The organism is Kineococcus sp. DHX-1, from assembly GCF_042473625.1.
Taxonomy (GTDB): Bacteria; Actinomycetota; Actinomycetes; order Actinomycetales; family Kineococcaceae; genus Kineococcus.
Map to the genome: position 1 here is coordinate 1,601,715 of NZ_CP170445.1, position 19,484 is coordinate 1,621,198.

General features: G+C 74.8%; 17 protein-coding genes. 9 read left to right on the forward strand and 8 right to left on the reverse strand.

The window, feature by feature from the left end:
* Positions 1-72 precede the first annotated feature (72 nt).
* The 5 genes from ACFEMC_RS07730 to ACFEMC_RS07750 all read right to left on the reverse strand — a co-directional run bounded on the left by ACFEMC_RS07730 (position 73) and on the right by ACFEMC_RS07750 (position 3,768).
* Complete coding sequence (locus tag ACFEMC_RS07730; protein ID WP_380175138.1) at positions 73-765, reverse strand: monooxygenase; 693 nt, start codon at positions 763-765, stop codon at positions 73-75.
* Positions 766-774: 9 nt separating this feature from the next.
* The gene (locus ACFEMC_RS07735) at positions 775-1,590 is read right to left on the reverse strand and encodes an alpha/beta fold hydrolase (protein ID WP_380175140.1); all 816 of its coding nucleotides are present in this window, start codon (positions 1,588-1,590) and stop codon (positions 775-777) included.
* Positions 1,587-2,138: an aminoacyl-tRNA deacylase gene (locus ACFEMC_RS07740; protein WP_380175142.1), complete on the reverse strand. Its 552-nt coding sequence runs from the start codon at positions 2,136-2,138 to the stop codon at positions 1,587-1,589. The genes ACFEMC_RS07735 and ACFEMC_RS07740 overlap by 4 nt, the downstream gene beginning before the upstream one ends.
* 119 nt (positions 2,139-2,257) lie before the next feature.
* Entirely contained in the window at positions 2,258-3,124 is an 867-nt protein-coding gene (locus ACFEMC_RS07745; RefSeq protein WP_380175144.1) for a PKD domain-containing protein, read from the reverse strand.
* The gene (locus tag ACFEMC_RS07750) at positions 3,121-3,768 is read right to left on the reverse strand and encodes a DUF6318 family protein (protein WP_380175147.1); all 648 of its coding nucleotides are present in this window, start codon (positions 3,766-3,768) and stop codon (positions 3,121-3,123) included. The genes ACFEMC_RS07745 and ACFEMC_RS07750 overlap by 4 nt, the downstream gene beginning before the upstream one ends.
* A gap of 356 nt (positions 3,769-4,124) precedes the next feature.
* On the opposite strand from ACFEMC_RS07750, the gene ACFEMC_RS07755 reads away from it, so the two are divergent.
* From ACFEMC_RS07755 to ACFEMC_RS07780, 6 genes are all read left to right on the forward strand, one after another.
* Complete coding sequence (locus ACFEMC_RS07755; RefSeq protein ID WP_380175149.1) at positions 4,125-4,541, forward strand: DUF6504 family protein; 417 nt, start codon at positions 4,125-4,127, stop codon at positions 4,539-4,541.
* 46 nt (positions 4,542-4,587) lie between these two features.
* Entirely contained in the window at positions 4,588-5,025 is a 438-nt protein-coding gene (locus ACFEMC_RS07760) for an SAV_6107 family HEPN domain-containing protein (RefSeq protein ID WP_380175151.1), read from the forward strand.
* 81 nt (positions 5,026-5,106) lie between these two features.
* Complete coding sequence (locus ACFEMC_RS07765; RefSeq protein WP_380175153.1) at positions 5,107-9,126, forward strand: DNA polymerase III subunit alpha; 4,020 nt, start codon at positions 5,107-5,109, stop codon at positions 9,124-9,126.
* A 154-nt stretch (positions 9,127-9,280) separates the two neighbouring features.
* Positions 9,281-10,024, forward strand: a complete 744-nt coding sequence (locus tag ACFEMC_RS07770) for a methyltransferase domain-containing protein (RefSeq protein WP_380175155.1) — start codon at positions 9,281-9,283, stop codon at positions 10,022-10,024.
* Positions 10,025-10,057: 33 nt separating this feature from the next.
* Entirely contained in the window at positions 10,058-11,284 is a 1,227-nt protein-coding gene (gene dinB / locus ACFEMC_RS07775; protein ID WP_380175157.1) for a DNA polymerase IV, read from the forward strand.
* Positions 11,285-11,495: 211 nt separating this feature from the next.
* On the forward strand, positions 11,496-11,894 hold the full coding sequence (locus ACFEMC_RS07780) for a DUF3040 domain-containing protein (protein ID WP_380175160.1): 399 nt from the start codon (positions 11,496-11,498) through the stop codon (positions 11,892-11,894).
* A gap of 172 nt (positions 11,895-12,066) precedes the next feature.
* Here the strand turns inward: ACFEMC_RS07780 and ACFEMC_RS07785 are convergent, their stop codons facing one another.
* The 3 genes from ACFEMC_RS07785 to ACFEMC_RS07795 are packed head-to-tail and all read right to left on the reverse strand — an operon-like array spanning position 12,067 to position 16,707.
* Positions 12,067-14,373, reverse strand: a complete 2,307-nt coding sequence (locus tag ACFEMC_RS07785; RefSeq protein WP_380175162.1) for a transglutaminaseTgpA domain-containing protein — start codon at positions 14,371-14,373, stop codon at positions 12,067-12,069.
* On the reverse strand, positions 14,370-15,677 hold the full coding sequence (locus tag ACFEMC_RS07790; protein WP_380175164.1) for a DUF58 domain-containing protein: 1,308 nt from the start codon (positions 15,675-15,677) through the stop codon (positions 14,370-14,372). The genes ACFEMC_RS07785 and ACFEMC_RS07790 overlap by 4 nt, the downstream gene beginning before the upstream one ends.
* 10 nt (positions 15,678-15,687) lie before the next feature.
* Positions 15,688-16,707, reverse strand: coding sequence for an AAA family ATPase (locus ACFEMC_RS07795; protein ID WP_380175166.1), 1,020 nt, complete (start codon positions 16,705-16,707; stop codon positions 15,688-15,690).
* 486 nt (positions 16,708-17,193) lie between these two features.
* On the opposite strand from ACFEMC_RS07795, the gene mraZ reads away from it, so the two are divergent.
* From mraZ to ACFEMC_RS07810, 3 genes are all read left to right on the forward strand, one after another.
* Complete coding sequence (gene mraZ / locus ACFEMC_RS07800; RefSeq protein WP_380175168.1) at positions 17,194-17,625, forward strand: division/cell wall cluster transcriptional repressor MraZ; 432 nt, start codon at positions 17,194-17,196, stop codon at positions 17,623-17,625.
* Positions 17,626-17,845: 220 nt separating this feature from the next.
* Complete coding sequence (gene rsmH, locus ACFEMC_RS07805) at positions 17,846-18,997, forward strand: 16S rRNA (cytosine(1402)-N(4))-methyltransferase RsmH (RefSeq protein ID WP_380175170.1); 1,152 nt, start codon at positions 17,846-17,848, stop codon at positions 18,995-18,997.
* Positions 18,997-19,458 carry a hypothetical protein gene (locus tag ACFEMC_RS07810; protein ID WP_380175172.1) on the forward strand — a complete coding sequence of 154 codons (462 nt, stop codon included), beginning with the start codon at positions 18,997-18,999 and terminating at the stop codon, positions 19,456-19,458. Before rsmH ends, ACFEMC_RS07810 begins: the two co-directional genes overlap by 1 nt.
* Positions 19,459-19,484 lie beyond the last annotated feature (26 nt).

Here is a 19,484-nt window from a genome sequence, read left to right on the forward strand (position 1 = left end):
TCCGGGGCCGGGCAGGGTCCACGGGGTCCACGGGGTCCACGGGGTCCACGGGGACCACGGTGTCGACGCGGTTCACGGGGTGCGGCCGTCCAACGTGCCGCGGACCTCGACCACCCCGAACCGGGCGAACAGCTCCTCGGCGTACCAGCCCTCGGTCGGCGTGCGCTGCATGACGTCGCGGTGGGCGGCCCGGCGGTGGGCGAACTCGCGCAGCGCGTCGGTCGAGTCCCACAGGGAGAACGTCCCCTGGTAGCCCAGCGGGGCTTCGCCGATCCCGAACGCGCAGCGCAGGCCCGGGACGGTGTGCAGCTCCTCGGCCACGGGCGGCACCGCCCGCCAGAACGAGGCCGCCCGGGTCGGCCGGAGCCGGGCGCGGGTGATGGAGGCGACGGGACCGTCCTGCGGGGGGTGCGGGGCTCCGCCGAAGGGTTCCCGGCCGGACCACCGCCCGCGGCTGCCGGCCGGGGCGAGGCGGAACTGCGCGTGCTCGCGCGCGATGCGGCCCCAGGCGCGCGCCGGCACGGAGCCGTCGAACCGGTCGGCGTCGGCGGCCGAGTCCCACGCGACGAGCGCCGCCCAGCGCAGCGGGTCGGCGTCGCGGACGGTGAAGGTGCGGCCGTCCCCGGTGCCCAGGAGCTTGGCGAACCCGGCCCCGGGCAGTCGCCGCACGGCACGGCGGTCGGCCGCCATCCGCCACACGGCGCGGGGAACGTCGTGCGCCGCAACGGTCCAGACGTCCAGCGTCACGAGTTCAGGGGGTCTCACGCGGTGAGGCTATCCGCGGTCGGGATCCTCCACCTGCTCGCGCACCACCCGGGCGCACTCGGCGGGGTGGTCCCACGTCGGGACGTGCCCGCAGTCCGGCCACACGATCCAGCGCGTGTGCGCGGGCGCCGCCTCCCGGCGGCAGAACTCCGGCGGCAGCACCCGGTCGCGTCCACCGGCCACCACCGTCACGGGGGCCCGGACCTCCGACGCGCGGGTGAAGGCGCCCGTCGCGATGCCCGCGTCGGCGGCGACGTAGCCCGGCGCGGTGGCGATGGCCCGCAGGGCCTCGCGCACCACCTCGGCGGGCAGGTCGCGCGGAGCCGTGCTCGTCGTCGCCAGGGCGAGCGTGACCCCGAGCCGCGTCGTCAGGACCTGCGGCGGCAACCGGCCGGCCCAGCGGGCGAACTGCTGCCCGGTGGGCAGCAGCGGTGGCCGCCGCCGCGGCGTGGACCACAGCCCCGCCGGGGTGAAGGCCGTGACGTCGGCGACCACCCCGTCGCGTTCACCGGCCGCGGCCTCCAGCGTCACCCACCCGCCGAGGGAGTGGCCCACGAGGTGCACCGGCTCGCCCTGGGCCGTCGCGAAGCGGCGCAGGCGGTTCCCCAGCGACCGGGGGGTCATGGAACCCGGCGGGACCGGCGGGGCCTGGCCGTGCCCCGGCAGGTCCAGCAGGAGGAGGCGGTGGTCGGCGGCGAGGTGGGGCACGACGAGCGACCACGCCGTGGCGGCGCCGCCCAGCCCGTGCACGAGGACCAGCAGGGGGTCGGCGGGGTCGGTCGACCCGGCGCGGTGGACGGCGAAGCCCTCGAGCAGTCCGGTCATCCCAGTTCGACGGGGTGCCCGCTCGTGAGGCGCAGGAGTTCGTCGTAGCGGGTGCGGAAGACGGCGTGCGGGTGGCCCGCCGGGACCCAGACCTGGGGGTGGGGGGCGAGGGCGACGTCGACGAAGGTCGGCAGCGGCTCGGCCAGGCCCAGCGGTGACGCCGACCCGAGGACGGACCCGGTGCGCCGCAGCACGTCCGTGTCGTCGTCGCGGAACAGTTCGGGTTCGCACAGCACGGCCGCCAGCGCCGGGGCGAAGAGAGGGTGGGCGGCGGAGGAGATGACGAAGAGGTGCCGGTCGTCCCGCGTGCGCAGGACCGCGGTGACCGCCACCGCGGCGAGCGGGACACCGAGGTGGCGGGCGAGCTCGGCCGGACCCTGCAGCGTGGCGGGGACCTCGACGACGCCACCGGCCGCGTCGAGGTCGAGGAGGGCGTCGGCGGTGCTCTCGACGGCCGGGACGGCGAGCACGGAGAGGGAGGGTCCTGGGGGTGCGGTCGTTAGCGAGCCGCCGCCCTCGGCGGGTCCCTGGCGCACCGTCCACCTCATGCACCCTCAGCGTAGAACCGTTCTCGCTCCTCGTCGCGTCGAGCGAGGCCGGTGTGCGACGTTCCGGCACCTCCCAGGTCCTCGGAGGTGTCGGGACGTCACGCACGAGAGGCGGTCCCTCAGCCGTCCGGCGCGGTGAGGACGTTGCGCCCCGCGAGGACGCGCACGCCGACGCCGGGGGAGACGGTGGTCGCCGTCCCCTCGACGGGTCGGTACGGCAGCCCCGCGATCGAGTACTCCCCGGACCACGTCGTCGTCAGCGTCACCGTCCGGTCGCCGGGGGTGGTGTACGTGTGCGTGAGGGTCTGGCGCGGGTACGTCCGGCCCGGGTCGTCCGTCGGTCCGAGCCGGGTGCCGTCGCCCAGGTCCCACGTCCAGCTCGCCGGCGTCGCCCGGATGCGGACCGGGAAACCCAGGACGGTCGTGTCGCGGACCACCGTCCCGCCCGTCGTGCGCAGGACCAGGGGGACGTTCAGGAGGGCCTGACCGTCGTCCGGCTGCAGGTGCACCGGGCTCGCCGGCAACCCCACCCGCCGCAGGTCCGAGACCGTCACCGTCGGCAGGACCACGGGTGCCGCGTCCGCGGCCTCGGTCGTGCAGCGCGTTCCCTGGTTCACCCACTGCGCCGCGTCGCCCGTCCGCGTCCACGTCGTCGAGAACGTCTGGCCCGGCGGGCAGTTGGCGCGCGACGCCCCGCAGAAGTCGTCGCCGAAACTCCCCTCCGGCCCGTTGCGGCCGCAGGCCGGGGTGCGGACGACGGTGGTGGGTGGGGCGTCTGCTCGGCGGGAGCCTGATCGTGGAGTTGCTGTAGCGGGTTTCTTGATTCTCCTCGCCGTGATCGAGACGTTGTCGTCAGCCGCGATAGCGGAGGAGTCGTGCGGAGGGCGCGCTGCGATCGCCGGGTTTGTGTCGAGCACCAAGACCAGGGGTGTAGATAAGACCAGTGCAGAGATGTTGGCCAGGAGACGCTTGGGGTGCAATGTCACTCGACCTCCAGCGCCATCCAGTGGCCTTGCTGCCAGGCGACTTCCATCCAGAACTCGGAGTTGGGGGCAGCCTCATCAGAGCTGATCATCGAGCCATTGCGGTCGAACGTGCTGTAGGCGGGTCGATCGACAGTGACCGTGAGTTTCGCGTAATCGGATGCCGGATCCCATGCGTCGATGCTCGTGCCGGTAAACTGCAATACGAACTGAGGAGTGGTGTACCCCTTCTCGCGGTACTCGTCGATGACGTCCGCGTAGAATCTGCATCCAGTGCACGACTCGACCGAGATCGAGCGCAAGGTCGATGAGTCGGCCGTTGCCCGAGCGTGGTTGAGGACGCGCAGGAAGTATGCGGCGAAGAGGCTGGCTCCAGTTTCGTCCTGCACCTTGGCGCGCTCATCCAGTGCAGGGGTAGCAATCCCCGGTGTCGCGGAAGAAGGAGTCGAGCCGCCCCTCAACTCGGACGTTACGGTGGCCTGCGCGCCGTCGTGCTCGTGGTGTGTTTCCCCAGACGTCGAGGTCGCCGTCGAGGTCGCCGCCGCGGCGGGTGCCGGGGCCGCCGGAGCCTCCTGCGAACACCCCGCGAGCAGGCCGACGAGGGTGAGGCCGACGGCGGTCGCGACGAGGGGACGGGCTGGGATCACGCCACGCACGGTCGCACGTTCCGGAGGTGTGTGGAGCCGCTGGACCGGGTGCTGTGGACAAGTACTGGGCCGTCCGGGTGACCCCTCGCGACCAGTGACCCTCCGTCGCGACCAGTCGACGCTGTGTCGTGTGGACAACCCGGTTCGCCGTTGACGCGTCCTGAGGCCGGTGGTGTAGCTTCGAGATGTGTTCGAACCGGTGTTCGAACATGATGAGACCGCTCGAGGCGCGGTCCGGGGAGAGGGGAAGCTCCGCGGGCCGCGCCCCGAGTGCGTGCTCGCGAGCCGCTTCCCCCGGCTCGCCGCACCGCGCGCTCCGCCGCGGTGCCGGCTCGAGACAGGGGAAGGTGACGACGGTGCGACGGTTCTCCGACGAGGTGCACGTCCGCTACGGCGACGCGGACGAGGGGGAGGAGACCCCGGTGCAGTTCATCTGGCGCGGGCGGCTCTACGTCGTCCGCGAGGTCCTCTCCCGCTGGCGCGAACGCAGCGCCTGGTGGGAGCACGCGGCCGTGGCCGCCGTCCACGGTGACGTCACCGACTCCGACGCCACCGGTCCGCGCGGGCGCCCCGCCCGCCGTCGCGTGCTCGAGATCGGCGACCTCGAACGCGAGGTCTTCCGCGTCGAGGCCAGCGTGGGCCGGGCCGGCGGCGCCGGCGTCTACGACCTCGCTCGCGCCGTCGCCCCGGGGACGGCGGCCGTGTCGGAGGTCGCTGGTACCTCTTCGTCCGAAGCGTCGGGGGACTGGCAGCTGCTGCGCGTCAGCGACTGACACCACCGACCCGCCAGACCAGACCGCACGACCGGAGGAGAACGCGATGCCCACCACCTTCGACGTCCCTGCGGGCGTCCCGCGCCCGCTGACGACGGCCGCCCTCGACCTCCTCGCCCGCTGCGAGGACGAGCTGATCGCGGCGCTGCGCACGGACGACGTCGCCGAGCGCTACGTCCACGCCCACCTGGCCGCCCTGCGCGCCGGGGCCGCGATCGTCGCCGTGCACGGCCGGCCCGCCCGCGGCCGGCGCAGCGGAGGGCCGCGCAGCGTCTGGGAGATGCTGCCCGCCCTCGACCCGGGCCTGCAGGAGTGGGCCGACCGCTTCGCCGCGACGGCCGCGGTCCGGTCCGCGGTCGAGGCCGGCCGCACCGGGGTCGTGGACGCCGCGGCCGCCGACGACCTCCTGGCCCACGCCGAGCAGTTCCACCGCGTCGTCGAGGTCAGGCTCGGTCTCAGCGCGCTCCAGCCGCTCGCCGGCTGACCGCGCCCGCTCCACCCGTACGGTCCAGCAACTCCCGCACCACCCGGTCTTCCCCACGGGCGCGTTCCAGAAGGACGTCCCATGACCACCCTCGCTCCACCCGCCGCACCGCTCACCACCCCGGCCGCCGCGCCGTTCCCGCACCTGCACGTCGCCTCGGGGTATTCCCTGCGGTACGGCACCTCCACCCCCTCCGCCCTCGTGGCCCGGGCCGCCGACCTCGGCATGCCCGTCCTGGCGCTGACCGACCGCGACGGCCTCTACGGCGCCGTGAAGTTCGTCCGCGCCTGCGGTGAGGCCGGTCTGGCCCCCGTGCTCGGGGTCGACCTGGCCACCACCCCGACGGGGCTGGCCGACGGTCTGCCCGCCTGGGCCGATCCCTCCGTCGCGGTGCGCCGCAAGGCCTCTCGTGCTCCGGTCCGCGGTGGGGCGGTCGTCGACCCCAGGTTCCCGCGCGTCACCGTCCTGGCCCTCGGGGCCGACGACGCCGGAGCGGGACGGGGCTGGGCGGCGCTGTGCCGGCTGGTGAGCGCCACTCACCTCAGCGGGGAACGGGGCACCCCCGTCAGTAGCCTCGACCTCGTCGCCGCCCACGCCACCGCCGACGCCACCACCCGTGCCGGCCGCCCCGCGCTGGCGGTCCTGCTCGGACCGGGGTCCGAGCTCGGCCGGGCACTGCTGGCCCGCCGGGAGGACCTCGCCCACGCGGTCCTGCGCCGGTGGCGCGAGGTGCTGCCGGCCGGCTCGCTGCACGTCGAGGTGGTCTGCCACCACGCCCCACCGGGCACGGCCGGCAGCGTCGAGCACGCCGCCCGGATGCTCTCCTTCGCCCGCGCTGCAGGGGTTCCGGCCGTCCTGACGGCCGCCGTCCGCTCGGCCGGACCGGACGGCGGCCTGACCGCCGACCTGCTCGACGCGGTCCGCCGTCTCGTGCCGCTGGACACCCGGCACACCGACCGGGTCAGCGGGCAGGGCCACCTCCTGCCCACCGTCGACATGGTCCGCACCGCGGCCGACGTCGCCCACGCCGCCGGCGACCCGTCCGCGGCCGCCGACCTGCTGACCACCACCGCCGGGCTCGCTGCGCGCGCCGTGCAGGACCCGGCCACCGACCTCGGCATCGGGGGACACCACCTGCCCGACCCCGAGGCGCTCGGGCTGACCCGGGACACCGACCAGGACGCGGTGCTGCGCGCCCGCTGCGAGGGCGGGATCGCCCGCCGGTACCCGGGGGCGGACCTCAAGGCAGAGGCGAAGGTCCTGCGCCGCCTCGACGAGGAGCTCGACATCATCCGCAAGGTCGGGTTCGCCAGCTACTTCCTCACCGTCGCCGACGTCTGCGACCTCACCCGCGCGATGGGCGTCCGGGTCGCCGCCCGCGGGTCCGGGGCCGGCAGCCTCGTCAACCACCTGCTGCGCATCTCCGACGTCGAACCCCTCGGGCACCGGCTGCTCATGGAACGGTTCCTCAACCCGCGCCGCGGGCAGCTGCCCGACATCGACCTCGACGTCGAGTCGGCCCGTCGCGAGGACGTCTACGCGGCGGTCCTGGACCGCTTCGGCGGCGACCGCGTGACGTGCGTGTCGATGATGGACAGCTACCGGGTCCGCCACGCCGTGCGGGACGTCGGTGCGGCACTGGGGCTGCCTCCGGTGGAGGTGGACGCCATCGCCACCGCGTTCCCGCACCTGCGGGCCCGCGACGCCCGCAACGCCATCGCCGAACTGCCCGAGCTGCAGCGCAGCGGGCTGGGCGAGGAGCGCCTCGACGTGTTCTTCGACCTCGTCGAGCGCCTCGACGGCCTCCCTCGCCACATCGCCCTGCACCCCTGCGGCGTCGTGCTGTCCAACCCCGCGCTCATGGACCGGACCCCCGTGGAGGCCAGCTGGAAGGGCTTCCCCATGAGCCAGTTCGACAAGGACGACGTGGAGGACATGGGGCTGCTCAAGCTCGACGTCCTCGGGATCCGCATGCAGTCCGCCATGGCGTACGCGGTGCGCGAGATCGCCCGCGTCGAGGAGACGGACGTCGACCTCGACGACCGGGCGCAGGTCCCGCTCGACGACCCGGCGACCTACAAGCTCATCCAGTCCACCCGCACCCTCGGCTGCTTCCAGATCGAGTCCCCGGGCCAGCGCGAACTCGTCGGCAAGTTCGGGCCGCAGACCTTCGACGACATCATCATCGACATCTCCCTCTTCCGGCCCGGGCCGGTGAAGTCGGACATGGTCACGCCGTTCCTCAAGGCGCGGCAGGGCTGGGCCGAACCGCAGTACCTCGACGAGCGGCTCAAGCACGTCCTCGAACCCACCTGCGGTGTCGTCGTGTTCCACGAGCAGGTCATCGAGCTCATCCAGGCCACGACGGGCCACGACCTCGCGCTGTCCGACGAGTACCGCCGCCACCTCGGCACCCGCACCGGCCAGGAGGAGATGGAACCCCAGTTCCGCCGCGGGGCCCTCGAGCACGGCTACCCCGAGGAGACGGTGGACCGGATCTGGGCGGTGCTCAAGGCGTTCGCCTCCTTCGGCTTCTGCAAGGCGCACGCCGCGGCCTTCGCCCTGCCGACCTACCAGTCGGCCTGGCTCAAGACCCACCACCCGGCGGCGTTCCTCGCCGGGGTCCTCACCCACGACCCCGGTATGTACCCCAAGCGGCTGATCCTCGACGACGCCCGCAACCTCGGGATCGCCGTGCTCGGCCTGGACGTCAACGCCTCCGGCGACACCTACCGGGTGGAACGGGTCGACCCGCCCGAACCGCTCGTCGCCGGCGACCCCGAGAACCTCGACCCCTGGCTCGGTGGCCGCGGCGTGCGCAACCCCGACGGCCTCGGCGCCGGGGTCGCCGACGGCACGGGGTTCGGCATCCGCCTGTCCCTCACCGACGTCAAGGGGATCTCCCAGGCGGAGGTGGCGCGGATCGTCGCCGGCCAGCCCTACCGCTCGCTGGCCGACCTGTGGCAGCGGGCCCGGCCGTCCCGCCCGGTCACCGAGCGCCTCGTCCTCGCGGGCGCGTTGGACTCCCTGCACGGGATGCGTCCCGTCGGCCGCGCCGGGGACGCCGTGCCGCGCCGGGGCCGGACCACCCGGCGCGACCTGCTGCTGCAGGTGGCCGAACTGGACCGCTGGAGCCGCTCCGCCGGTGCCGCCCCGGCGCGGGCGAGCGCCCGGCAGGTGCGCAGACCGCTCGACGCCCGGACCCTCGACGTCCGCACGGCCGCGGCCGCCCAGTCGCAGGCCGCGCGGCACGTCGACGACGACGACCGCACGGTGCAGCTGGCCCTCGACCTCGGCGACGCCCCTGAGGAGGTCGCGCTCAGCGGGCTGCCGGACATGACCGGCCCCGAACGGGTCCGTGCCGAGCTCGACGTGCTCGGGCTGGACGCCAGCGCCCACGTCGTCGACTTCTACACGCCGCTGCTGCGGGCGCTGCGGGTCACCCCGGCCCGCGACCTGCGCTCCCAGCGCAGCCGTGCCGAGCTCCTCGTCGCCGGGGTGAAGGTCGCCACCCAGACCCCGCCCGTCCGCTCCGGCCGCCGCGTCGTCTTCCTCACCCTGGACGACACCACCGGCCCGCTGGACGCCACCTTCTTCGAGGACGCCCAGGGTCCGTACGCGGCGACGGTGTTCCACTCCTGGCTGCTCGTCGTGCGGGGCGTGCTGCGCCGGACCGGCCCGCGCGGGGTGTCGCTGCGGGCCACCGGCGCCTGGGAGCTGCCGGCCCTGTGGGACGCCTGGACCGCCGGCGGGATCGAGGCCGTCCACGAGCTCATCGCCTCCGCCCCGAACCCCGAGTACTCCCACGCCGCGACGGAGGGCGCGGCCGCGAGCCGGTCGAGCCGTCCGGTCGTCGCGAACCCGCCCGCCGGCGACCCCACGCACCTGGAGGAGCACGGCTCGGCGGCCGGGGGGATGGGGCGGCGGCGCGTCCTCGTGCACGCCAGCGGTTTCCGGCAGTCGCCGTACGCCGACCTCAAACCGGCGGGGGAGGACTCCCGCAACTCCCGCTCCATCGGCCGGGCCGCCGCGGCGCAGCCGTCCGACAGCGCACCGGAGCGCAAGCTCTGGCACTCCAGCTCCGGCAGCTCGGGGAGGTGACGAGCGAGGTGGTGAGCGAGGTGACGGCGGAGGTGCACGGGCGCGCCGGGACGGGGTGTCTAGGGTGGAGACGCGCAGTGCCGGGCGCACCACGACCGGCACGAGGATCCGCGCGGGGACCTGCACGGGGACCCGCCCGAGGCTGGAGGAACGAGTGGCGAAGGAACGGGGCCGCCCCCGCACGTCGACGGTCCTCTGGGAGGGGGTCCAGCGACTGCTCGCCGCCGCGAGCGCGGACCTGGGCACCACCGAGCTCACCGTGGTCGACCTCGGCGGCGGCACCGGTGGTCTCGCCGTGCGCGTGGCGGCCCTCGGGCACCGCGTCGTCGTCGTCGACCCCTCGCCCGACGCGCTCGCCGCGCTCGAGCGCCGCACGGCCGAGGCCGGTCTGTCCGACCGGGTACGGGCGCTGCAGGGGGACGCGACCGAGCTGTCCGCCCTCCTCGCCCCCGGCAGCGTCGACGTGCTGCTCTGCCACGGGGTCCTCGAGGTCGTCGACGACCCCGCCGCCGCCCTGCGCGCCGCCCACGAGACCCTGCGTCCCGGCGGACGGCTCAGCCTCCTCGTCGCCCAGTGGCCGGCGAGCGTCCTGGCCCGCGTCCTGGCCGGTCAGCTCGGTCAGGCCCTCCACGTCCTGTCCGGCGAGGAGCACCGCTGGGGGTCGAGCGACCCGCTGTGCCGCCGGTTCGACCGGGCCGGGGCCACGGCGCTCGCCGAGCAGGGCGGCTTCACCGTCACCGCGGTCGAAGGCACCCGGACGTTCAGCGACGTCGTGCCGTCCGCGGTCACCGAGTCCGACGACGCCCTCGCCCTGCTGCGGGAGCTGGAGTCGCGCGCCGCGGGGACCGAGGAACTGCTCGCCCTGGCCGCGCACCTGCACCTGCACGCCACCCGCTGACCTCCTCCCCGGGGCCGGCCGGGGGAGCACGCGGTGAGCCGCCGGCAACTGGTCCGCCCCGATCCCTCCACCGGGTGGGGCCTGGACGACGACGACACCGGGTGCACGGTGCTGCACGTCGACATGGACGCGTTCTACGCCTCCGTCGAGCTGCTGCGCCGACCCGACCTCGTCGGCACCCCCGTCATCGTCGGCGGGGGCGACCGCGGCGTCGTGCTGTCGGCCACCTACGAGGCCCGCCGGTACGGCGTCCACGCCGCGATGCCGATGGCCCGTGCCCGCCGCCTGTGCCCGACCGCGACCGTCCTGGTGCCCCACCACGAGGACTACTCGCGGATCTCGGCGGGGGTCATGGAGGCGTTCCGGTCGGTCACCCCCGTCGTCGAACCGCTCAGCCTCGACGAGGCGTTCCTCGACGTGTCCGGTGCGGTCCGCCGGCTCGGCAGTCCCGCCCGGATCGGGCAGCTCCTGCGCGACCGCGTCGCCGACGAGCAGGGCATCACCTGCTCGGTCGGGGTGGCCTCGACGAAGTTCGTCGCCAAGCTGGCCTCCGGCGGCGCCAAGCCCGACGGCCTGCTGGTCGTCCCGCACGCCCAGACGGTCGCCTTCCTGCACGCCCTGCCCGTCGAGGCGCTGTGGGGGGTCGGTGAGCGCACCGCGGAGGCGCTGGGGCGGCTGGGGCTGCGCACGGTCGCCGACATCGCCCACACCCCCGTCACCACGCTGGTCCGCGGGCTGGGCGAGGCGACCGGCCGGCACCTGCACGCCCTGGCCTGGGGGCGGGACGAGCGCCGCGTCGTCGCCTCGGTCCCCGAGCGCAGCATCGGCTCGGAGGAGACGTTCCCCCGCGACGTCGACGACCCCCGCTACGTGCACCGCGAACTGCTGCGCCTGGCCGAGCGGACCGCCTCCCGGGCCCGGGCGCAGGGGATGGCCGGACGGACGGTCGTCCTGAAGGTGCGCTTCGCCGACTTCACGACGATCACCCGGTCCCGCACCCTGCGTGAACGCACCGACGTGACGCGGGAGATCCACGCCACCGCCCGGGACCTCTTCGACGCCCTGGCCCTGGACCGGGCCCGGTTGCGGCTCGTCGGGGTCCGGCTGGAGGGGCTGGCGGACTCGGCGACCGCGCCACGTCAGCTGGTCCTGGGCGAGCGGGCCCACGGCTGGCGCGACGCCGACGGCGCCGTGGACCGGGCCGGTGCCCGCTTCGGTGCCGGCAGTGTGAGACCGGCCACCCTGCTGGCCCGCCGGTGAGGGCCCACCGCCGTGCCACCCGGACGGCGCAGGCCTCTGACCTGCGGTGGAACCGGGGGAGACCCTGCGTCGTTCTCCCGTTCGAGGGACGAGACACGCCAACTGCTCCACAGCACGACCTCGCGTGAGGGACGATGTGGTAAGTCGAGTTTCGTCCATCGCTGCGGGGTCGTAGTCTTGGACAACAACGTGCGCACGCCAGGAGGTACAGGTGCCGCTCTCGGAACATGAGCAGCGTCTGCTCGAGCAGATGGAACGTGCGCTGTCCGCGGACGATCCCAAGTTCGCCAGCGCCATGAAGGGTTCCCGCCACGGACGCGCCGCCAGACGTCGCCTCCTCATCGGCATCGCTGCCGTCGTGGTGGGTCTCGTGCTCCTCATCATCGGGGCCAGCACGAGTCAGATCTGGCTGGGGGCGGGCGGTTTCATCGTCATGCTCGCCGGCACGATCTGGGCCTTCTCACCGGCACGGGGGACGACCGGTGCGGCCGCCGGGCAGCCTCCCACCGCGGGCGCCCCGCGCCCGCCGCGGACGGGGAAGCCGCGGCGGAGCGGGTCGTTCATGGAGCGTCTCGAACAGCGCTGGGACCGCCGACGCGGTCAGTGGTGAACTCGTCCTCACCGCCCGCGCGGCGGTGAGACCCGAACGGGCGTCGTGGAGCAGTCCACGGCGCCCGTTCGCCGTCCAGGCCCTGCAGGCCCGGCCGACGCAGGACACGACGAAGGGCCCGTCCACCCGGACGGGCCCTTCGTCGTGCCGGTCGGCGGGGAACGCCGGGAGCTCAGTCGCGGTCCCACCAGTCCAGCAGGTGCCGCACGCCCGCCGACGGGAAGAGCCGGGACCGCCACCGCACCCACCGCGGCCGCTCCGCGGCCACCGCTTCGACGACGACGTCGACGTCGGCCCGCACGAGTCGGCCCGCCTGCCGGTCGGTGCGCTGGTCCACCAGCACCCCGCCGGCCGGCCTCGACCCCGACCCGAAGCGGGCGCTCTCCACCGCCGACCGCAGGCGCGTCAGCTGGTCGGCCGCGGGAGAACGGGATCCGGTGAACTCCGACAGGCTGTTCGCCCGTTGCCGCGGCGTCGTCGACGCCAGCCAGCTGACCCCGAGGTCGTGGACCCGGTCGTCGAGCTCGGCCCACGCCGCCTCCGCCGACGCGGGCGCGTCGGCCACCCCGGCCCACCGGCGCCGGGCCAGCCAGGCCGTGGACGCCCACGGGGTCAGCAGCGCCACGACCAGGAGCAGGGCTCCCAGGATCCAGCCCCACGGCAGGGCCAGGAACCGGTCCCACCCGGTGGGGGCGGCGGCCGTCGCCGCGTCGGTCGCGCTCGTCGTGCTGGTGCTCGACGTCGCGCTGGGGGCGCTGGCGGTCGGGACCGGAGCCGCCGAACCGGACTGGCCGGACGGCACCGGCGCCGGCGCGATGGCCGGCACCGAGTACCCGGGGGACTGACCGGTGCGGGTGGCCGGCGTCGGCTCGAACCGCACCCAGCCCACGCCCTCGAAGAACAGCTCCGGCCAGGCGTGCGCGTCCTGCGCGCTGATCCGCCAGCGGTCCGGCGTGCCGTCCTGGCCGGACTGGGTCTCCTGTCCCGGCAGGAAGCCGATGGCCACGCGGGCGGGGATGCCCAGCGAGCGCGCCATGACGGCCATGGCCGAGGCGAACTGCACGCAGAACCCGGACTTCTCCGACAGGAACGTCGCGACCGCGTCGGTCCCGCCGTCGTTCGGGGCGGTCGTGGAGTAGGTGAAGCCGCCGCTGGAGCGGAAGTAGCGCTGCAGCAGCGCCGCCTTCTCGTAGTTGTCGCGGGCTCCCGCGGTCACCTGGCGGGCGGTCTCGGACACGACCGCGGGCAGCTGCGGCAGTTCGGTGTACCGCTCCTGGATGTCGCCCGGCGCCGCCGGGGCCGCCCGCAGCTCCTCCTCCGTCGGCTGCACCTCCAGGTGGGTCACGGTGTAGGACCGGCCGCGGGTCGTCTCCCCGTCGCCGACGACGTTGAGGCTGTCCGTCTCGTACAGCCAGTCGCCGGTGATGTCGACGCGCAGCGCCGGGTAGGGCAGCGGGAGGTAGGTCTGGTCCAGGCCGCGGACCGAGATCTGGGTGGTCCGGACCACCGAGGCGTTGCGGACCGCGTCCGAGAGCCCGGGGGCCGGGCTGAGCCCGTCCTGAACCCGCTGCCGGCGCGGGATGTCGGCGCCCGTGCTCGGGGCCCAGGTCTCCCCGTCGAAGACGTCCGCCGTCACGATCCGCAGCGGTGCGGGGTCCGGCTCGTCGGTCGTGTACGTGACGATGGTCGCGTCCGAGCGAGCGCCGAGCGACGCCTTGAGGTTGAGGATCGGGTTGATGACGGCGATCGTGTCGCCGGGCCCGGTGTCGATCGTCAGCGGGCGCTCGTCCAGCCCCGGGACGGCGGCCGGCACGGCGACGGCCGCGACGAGGGCGATGGCCGCGGTGGCGCTCGCGGTCACGCCCGCCGCCGACCGGCCGCCGGACCTGCTGCTGGAGGTCCGCGCCCGGCGGGCGGGGGAGCGCCGGTCGCCGGCCAGCAGCACGAGGTAGGGCACACCCGCCAGGACGAACGCGAACGCGCCCGAGCCACCGGGGGCGAGGGCCAGCGGGACGGCCATGACCGCCAGCAGCGGGATCCCGGCGAGGGCCGGTCGGCGCAGGGTCACCGCGAACAGGTCGACGGCGAAGGCGACGAGGCCGGCGCCGGCGACGAGCAGCAGCCGCAGGCCGCGCAGGTCGACGGCGGGAACGCTGTACCGCTGGATGACCTGCACGCCGTCGGTGGCCAGCTGGACGATCCGGTCGACGGTGCCGGGCGTCGGGACGATCCCGAACAGCGCGGTCCCGCCGCTGAAGAGCAGGACGACGACCAGCAGGACCGTCACGGCCTGGACGGCGACGGCCAGCCCCGGCCGGTGGAACAGGCCCCGGACGAGCAGCCCGGCTCCGACCACGGCGCAGACCATCCCGAGGGCGCCGACGAGCCAGCCCGAGGAGACCACGAGCGGGTGCAGCGTGACGACGGCGGCGGCACTGGCGGCGGCGGCCCACAGGGCGGTCCGGGCACTGCGGGTCACGACGGGACCTCCCTGGTGGACGGGGTGGGCGACTGGTGTCCCCGCGCGTCGACGCGCGTCAGGCGCGCCCAGACGTCGGGGACGGCGTCCCCGGGGCCGGCGACGGCGGTCCGCCAGCCCGCGCGGGCCAGCACGAGGCGGGCGCGCTCCAGCCGGGCGGGGCCGGTCTCCACCGCGCCCTCGCCGGACTCGCGCGGTGCGGGGGCCGAGGCCCAGTCGTCCGTCCGCAGCAGCACGGCCAGGGCCGGCACCCCCAGGGGGCGCGCTGCGAGCAACGGCGCGACGTCGTCCTCGTCCACGTCGCCGAGGACCGCCACGAGCAGCGTCGCCTCGGCGCGTCCCAGTTCGGTGACGGAACGCCCCAGGCCGTCGGGTGCTCCGGGACGCAGCCGGGCCAGCGAGCGCATGAGCCCGCGCACCGAGGACGTCTCGTCGAGCTCCCGCGGCGGGTCGTAGGTGCCGTCGTGCAGGAGGCGGACCCGGTGACGGCGCCGCTGCAGGTGGGAGGCGGCCGAGGCCGCGGCGCTGATGGCCCACTCGAGCGAGGAGCCCGCCCCGCGACCGCGGTGGGCGCCCTCGCGCGTGTCCAGCAGCACCACGACGTCCGGCCGGCCCGGGTGCTCGTCGGACCGCACCATGACCGCCCCGCGCCGCGCCGTGGAGCGCCAGTGCACGCGCCGCAGGTCGTCGCCGACGCGGTACTCGCGGATCGACACGTCGTCCGGCGCCGCTGCCGCGGACGCGCTGGCCGAGGACCCGCGGGCGCCCCCCAGCTCGCCCAGGGTGAGCTCCGTCAGCGGGTGGACGCGGGGGAGGACGTCGACCACGACCGGGTCGCCCAGGACGCGGCGGGCCCGGACGAGGCCGAAGACGTCACCCGCCACGACGGTGGCGGGCCCGAGGGGGTAGGAGCCGCGGACCTCCGACCTCACCCTGTACTCCAGGTCGAGGGTCTCGCCCTCGCGCAGTCGCGGCACCGGGAGTCGCGCCGTCCCCCCGAGGGCGAGCGGAGCAACGTCCTCGACGACGAGGCGCACCCCGGCCCGGGCCCGGCCCAGCACCGACAGGCGCACGCTGCTCGACACGCCGGCCTCGACGAGCTCGTCCTTCGACCTCGACACCAGCTCCAGGGTGCGGACCGCACGACCGGTGGACCACACGGCGACGAGGACCAGCACGACGAGGAGGACGCCGATGCGCAGGATGTCCCGCTGACCGAAGACCAGACCGCCGACGAGCGCGACGAGACCCACTGCGGTGAACGCCCAGCCCCGGGCCGTGGGGCGGGCGCCGCCGTACCTCACCGGGACCTGCTCACCGGGGCGAGGGGAGCGCGGTCGTGCGGAGCACGTCCGTGACGACGTCGGCGCCGTCCCGGCCGGCGAGCAGCGCGTCGGCGGTCAGCAGGAGGCGGTGGGCGACGACGGGCACGGCGAGGGCCTGGACGTCGTCGGGCAGCACGTGGTCCCGGCCCTCCAGTGCCGCCCGGGAGCGTGCCGTGCGCAGCAGGTGCAGGGCCGCCCGCGGCGAGGCGCCGAGCCGCAGGTCCGGGTGCGTCCGGGTGCGGCGCACCAGGTCCACGACGTACTGCTTCAGCGCATCGGCGGCGTGGACGCCGCGCACGGCCCGCGACAGGTCCCGCACCTCGGCGACGTCGACGACGGGTCGCACGGCGTCCAGGGGTGCCGTCGCCCCGTGCTCGCTGAGCATCGTGAGCTCGGCGTCGGCCGAGGGGTAGCCCATGGAGATGCGGGCCGTGAACCGGTCCCGCTGCGCTTCGGGCAGGGGGTAGGTCCCGTCCATCTCGACGGGGTTCTGGGTCGCGAAGACGATGAACGGTCGGTCGAGCTGCCAGGTGGTCCCGTCGACCGTGACCTGGCCCTCCTCCATGCACTCCAGGAGCGCCGACTGCGTCTTGGGGGAGGCGCGGTTGATCTCGTCGCCGATGACGACGTTCGCGAAGACGGCACCGGGGCGGAACTCGAAGGCGGCGCGCTCCTGGTTCCAGATGCTGGACCCGGTGACGTCGCTCGGGAGCAGGTCCGGGGTGAACTGGATGCGCCGGACCGTCCCGTCGATGGCGCGGGCGAGCGACTTGGCGAGCATCGTCTTGCCGACCCCGGGAACGTCCTCCACCAGCAGGTGCCCCTCGGCGAAGAGCACCGTGAGCGCGAGCCGCACGGTGTCGTCCTTGCCCTGGATGACCCGGTCGACGGTGACGGCGAGGTCGTCGGCGACGGTGCGCAACCTCTCGAGCGCGGCGGGCAGCTCCTGGGGATCCAGGGCCACCGGCTCGGCGGGGTGGCTGCCCGGAAGTGCGCTCGTCGTGGTCACGTGCCCTCGTCTCCCTCGGTGGACGTCGCGAGTTCGAACGTCCCTGGCCGGCGCGCGGTGCCCGGACCCGGGCCACGGCCGGGCCGGTGACCGGGCTCCGCTGCCGGACGCCCCCACTCTGCCCCACGGTGCGCCCCCTCCGCCCGTTCATCCGTCGGCTGCTCGGCCCGACCAGGCCCCACTTCCCTCCACCGGCGGCGCTCCACCGCCACCACGGGTCTTCTCACGGCCCTCCGGACCCCGGGTGCAGGTCCACGGAGGTCGTCGGGCGCCGTGTGCAGCGGGTGACGGAACGGTGGGGGTCCGAACCCCCTCCACTGCGCTCCACCGCTCTGACCTGCGTCGACACCGCATCCATGCGGTCACTCTGGGTGGATCGACGTTGACGGTGGAGGAAAGTGGAGTACCGTGGAGGAGTCCGGTCCACAGGGGACCGGATGCGGGGACTCGACGACGGACGACAGACCGATCCGGTGGGGGTGCGCGGTGTTCCTGGGCACCCACACACCCCGGCTGGACGACAAGGGCCGGCTGATCCTCCCGGCGCGCTTCCGGGACCAGCTGCTCGACGGTCTGGTCATCACCAGGGGGCAGGACCGCTGCCTCTACCTCTTCCCGATGCAGGAGTTCGGCCGGATGCACGAGGAGCTGCGGCAGGCGCCGCTCACCAACAAGGAGGCGCGCGACTACCAGCGCGTCTTCCTGTCGGGTGCCTCGAGCGAGGTGCCGGACAAGCAGGGTCGGTTCACCGTCCCGCCGCTGCTGCGCCAGTACGCGGGGCTCGACCGCGACGTCGCCGTCATCGGCGCCGGCAGCCGGGTCGAGCTGTGGGACCTGCCGACGTGGGAGAGCTACCTCGAGGGGGCCGAGACGGCCTTCGCCGAGCGGAGCGAGGAGGTCCTCCCGGGGATCCTCTGATCCTCACCCTCGAGTCGAGGTCGAGACTCGAGGCGCCGTCGGACGCGGCCTCCAGCCGCCCGGACCCGACGGTCCTGACGCCACTTCCCCGGTGCCAGGGCCGACGGGCACGAGCGGATGGGGACCACGATCGACGGACGGACCGGCAGACAGGTGGTGGCACGCGCAGCGGGTCACCGAGGCAGCGGGGCACGCGGACAGCAGGGCAGGGGGTGGGACGGTGGGTGGACAGCACCCCTCCGCCGACGACCCCGCGGGACGCGAGGAGGGGCGGCAGCCCGGCGCCCGCGCCGAGGAGGCCGCCGAGCGGCACGCCCCCGTCCTGCTCGAGCGCTGCACCGCCGTCCTCTCGCCCGCCCTGCAGCACCCCGGCGCGGTCAGCGTCGACCTCACGCTGGGCATGGGGGGGCACGCCGCCGAGCTGCTGCGCCGGCACCCCGGTCTGCGGCTCGTCGGCATGGACCGCGACCCCCAGGCGCTCGAGCTCGCCGGTCACCGCCTCCACGAGTTCGGCGACCGCGTGAGCCTGGTGCACTCGGTCTCCGACCGCTTCGCCGACGCCCTCGACGACCTCGGCCTCGAGACCGTCGACGCGGTGTTCCTCGACCTCGGCGTCTCCTCCCTGCAGCTCGACGAGGACGACCGGGGTTTCTCCTACGCGCGGGACACCCCGCTGGACATGCGCATGGACCCGACGACCGGTCCCACGGCCGCCGACGTCCTCAACACCTACTCGCACAGCGAGTTGACGCGGCTGCTGCGGACGTGGGGCGAGGAGAAGTTCGCGCCGCGGATCGCGTCGGCCGTCGTGCGCGAACGTGAGCGCGAACCCTTCCGGAACTCGGCGCGGTTGGTGGACCTGGTGCGCGCCAACGTTCCTGCCGCCACCCGCCGCACCGGGGGGAACCCGGCCAAGCGGACGTTCCAGGCGTTGCGCATCGCGGTGAACGACGAGCTCGGGGTCGTGGAACGGACGTTGCCGGCCGCCTTCGAACGGCTCGCGCCGGACGGGCGGCTGGCCGTCCTGACGTTCCACTCGCTCGAGGACCGGATCACCAAGAACGTTCTGCGGCAACTGTCCTCGAGTTCCGCGCCACCGGACCTCCCGTTCGTGCCGGCGGGTTCGGGCCCGCGCGCCGAACTCCTCACCCGCGGGGGTGAGCAGGCCGACGAGGTCGAACTCGCCGAGAATCCGCGCGCCGCGTCGGCGCGCCTCCGCGCCGTGCGTCGACTGCCCGAGCAGGATCGAGCGAGTTCCAGCGGCCGCGCCGCGACCAGGAACCCCCGACAGCGCGACACCCCCGGCACCACCCCCCGACAGACCAGCCAGCTCGAGCCGGACCACGGCACGACCGACGGAAGGACGCCGTGATGAGCCAGCCCCTGATCGCGGCCCGGAACGCTCCGGTCCGCCAGCTCAAGACGACCACCGACGTCCGTCCCGAGCTCCAGGTCGTCACCCCGCCGGCCACTCGCCGCCTGCGCCTGCCGCTGCCCGTGGCCTGCGTGCTGCTGCTGACCCTCGGTCTCCTCGGCCTGCTCATGACGAACATCGCGATCGCGGGTGACGCCTACGAGGTCACCGACCTGCAGGTGACCAGCGGTCGCCTCGCCGACCAGCAGCAGGCCGTCGCCGAGGACCTCGCGCAGCAGTCCTCCCCGGAGCACCTCGCCGTGCGGGCCGGGGAGCTCGGCATGGTCCCGGCCCCCGACGCCGTCCACCTCACCGACCGCGGTGCGGTCGGGACGGCGACCCCGGCCCCGAAGGCGTCCACCCCGCCGCCGACCGCGACCGACCCTCAGCCTCACGGTCAGACGCCGGCCGCCCGCTGAGGCCGCAGCCCACCCTCGAGGTCGAA

Coding starts and splice junctions, on each gene's coding strand:
- ACFEMC_RS07760 (WP_380175151.1), top strand. CDS start 4,588: ATGCCCACCACCTTCGACGTCCCTGCGGGCGTCCCGCGCCCGCTGACG.
- ACFEMC_RS07740 (WP_380175142.1), bottom strand. CDS start 2,138: ATGAGGTGGACGGTGCGCCAGGGACCCGCCGAGGGCGGCGGCTCGCTA.
- ACFEMC_RS07765 (WP_380175153.1), top strand. CDS start 5,107: ATGACCACCCTCGCTCCACCCGCCGCACCGCTCACCACCCCGGCCGCC.
- ACFEMC_RS07735 (WP_380175140.1), bottom strand. CDS start 1,590: ATGACCGGACTGCTCGAGGGCTTCGCCGTCCACCGCGCCGGGTCGACC.
- ACFEMC_RS07810 (WP_380175172.1), top strand. CDS start 18,997: ATGAGCCAGCCCCTGATCGCGGCCCGGAACGCTCCGGTCCGCCAGCTC.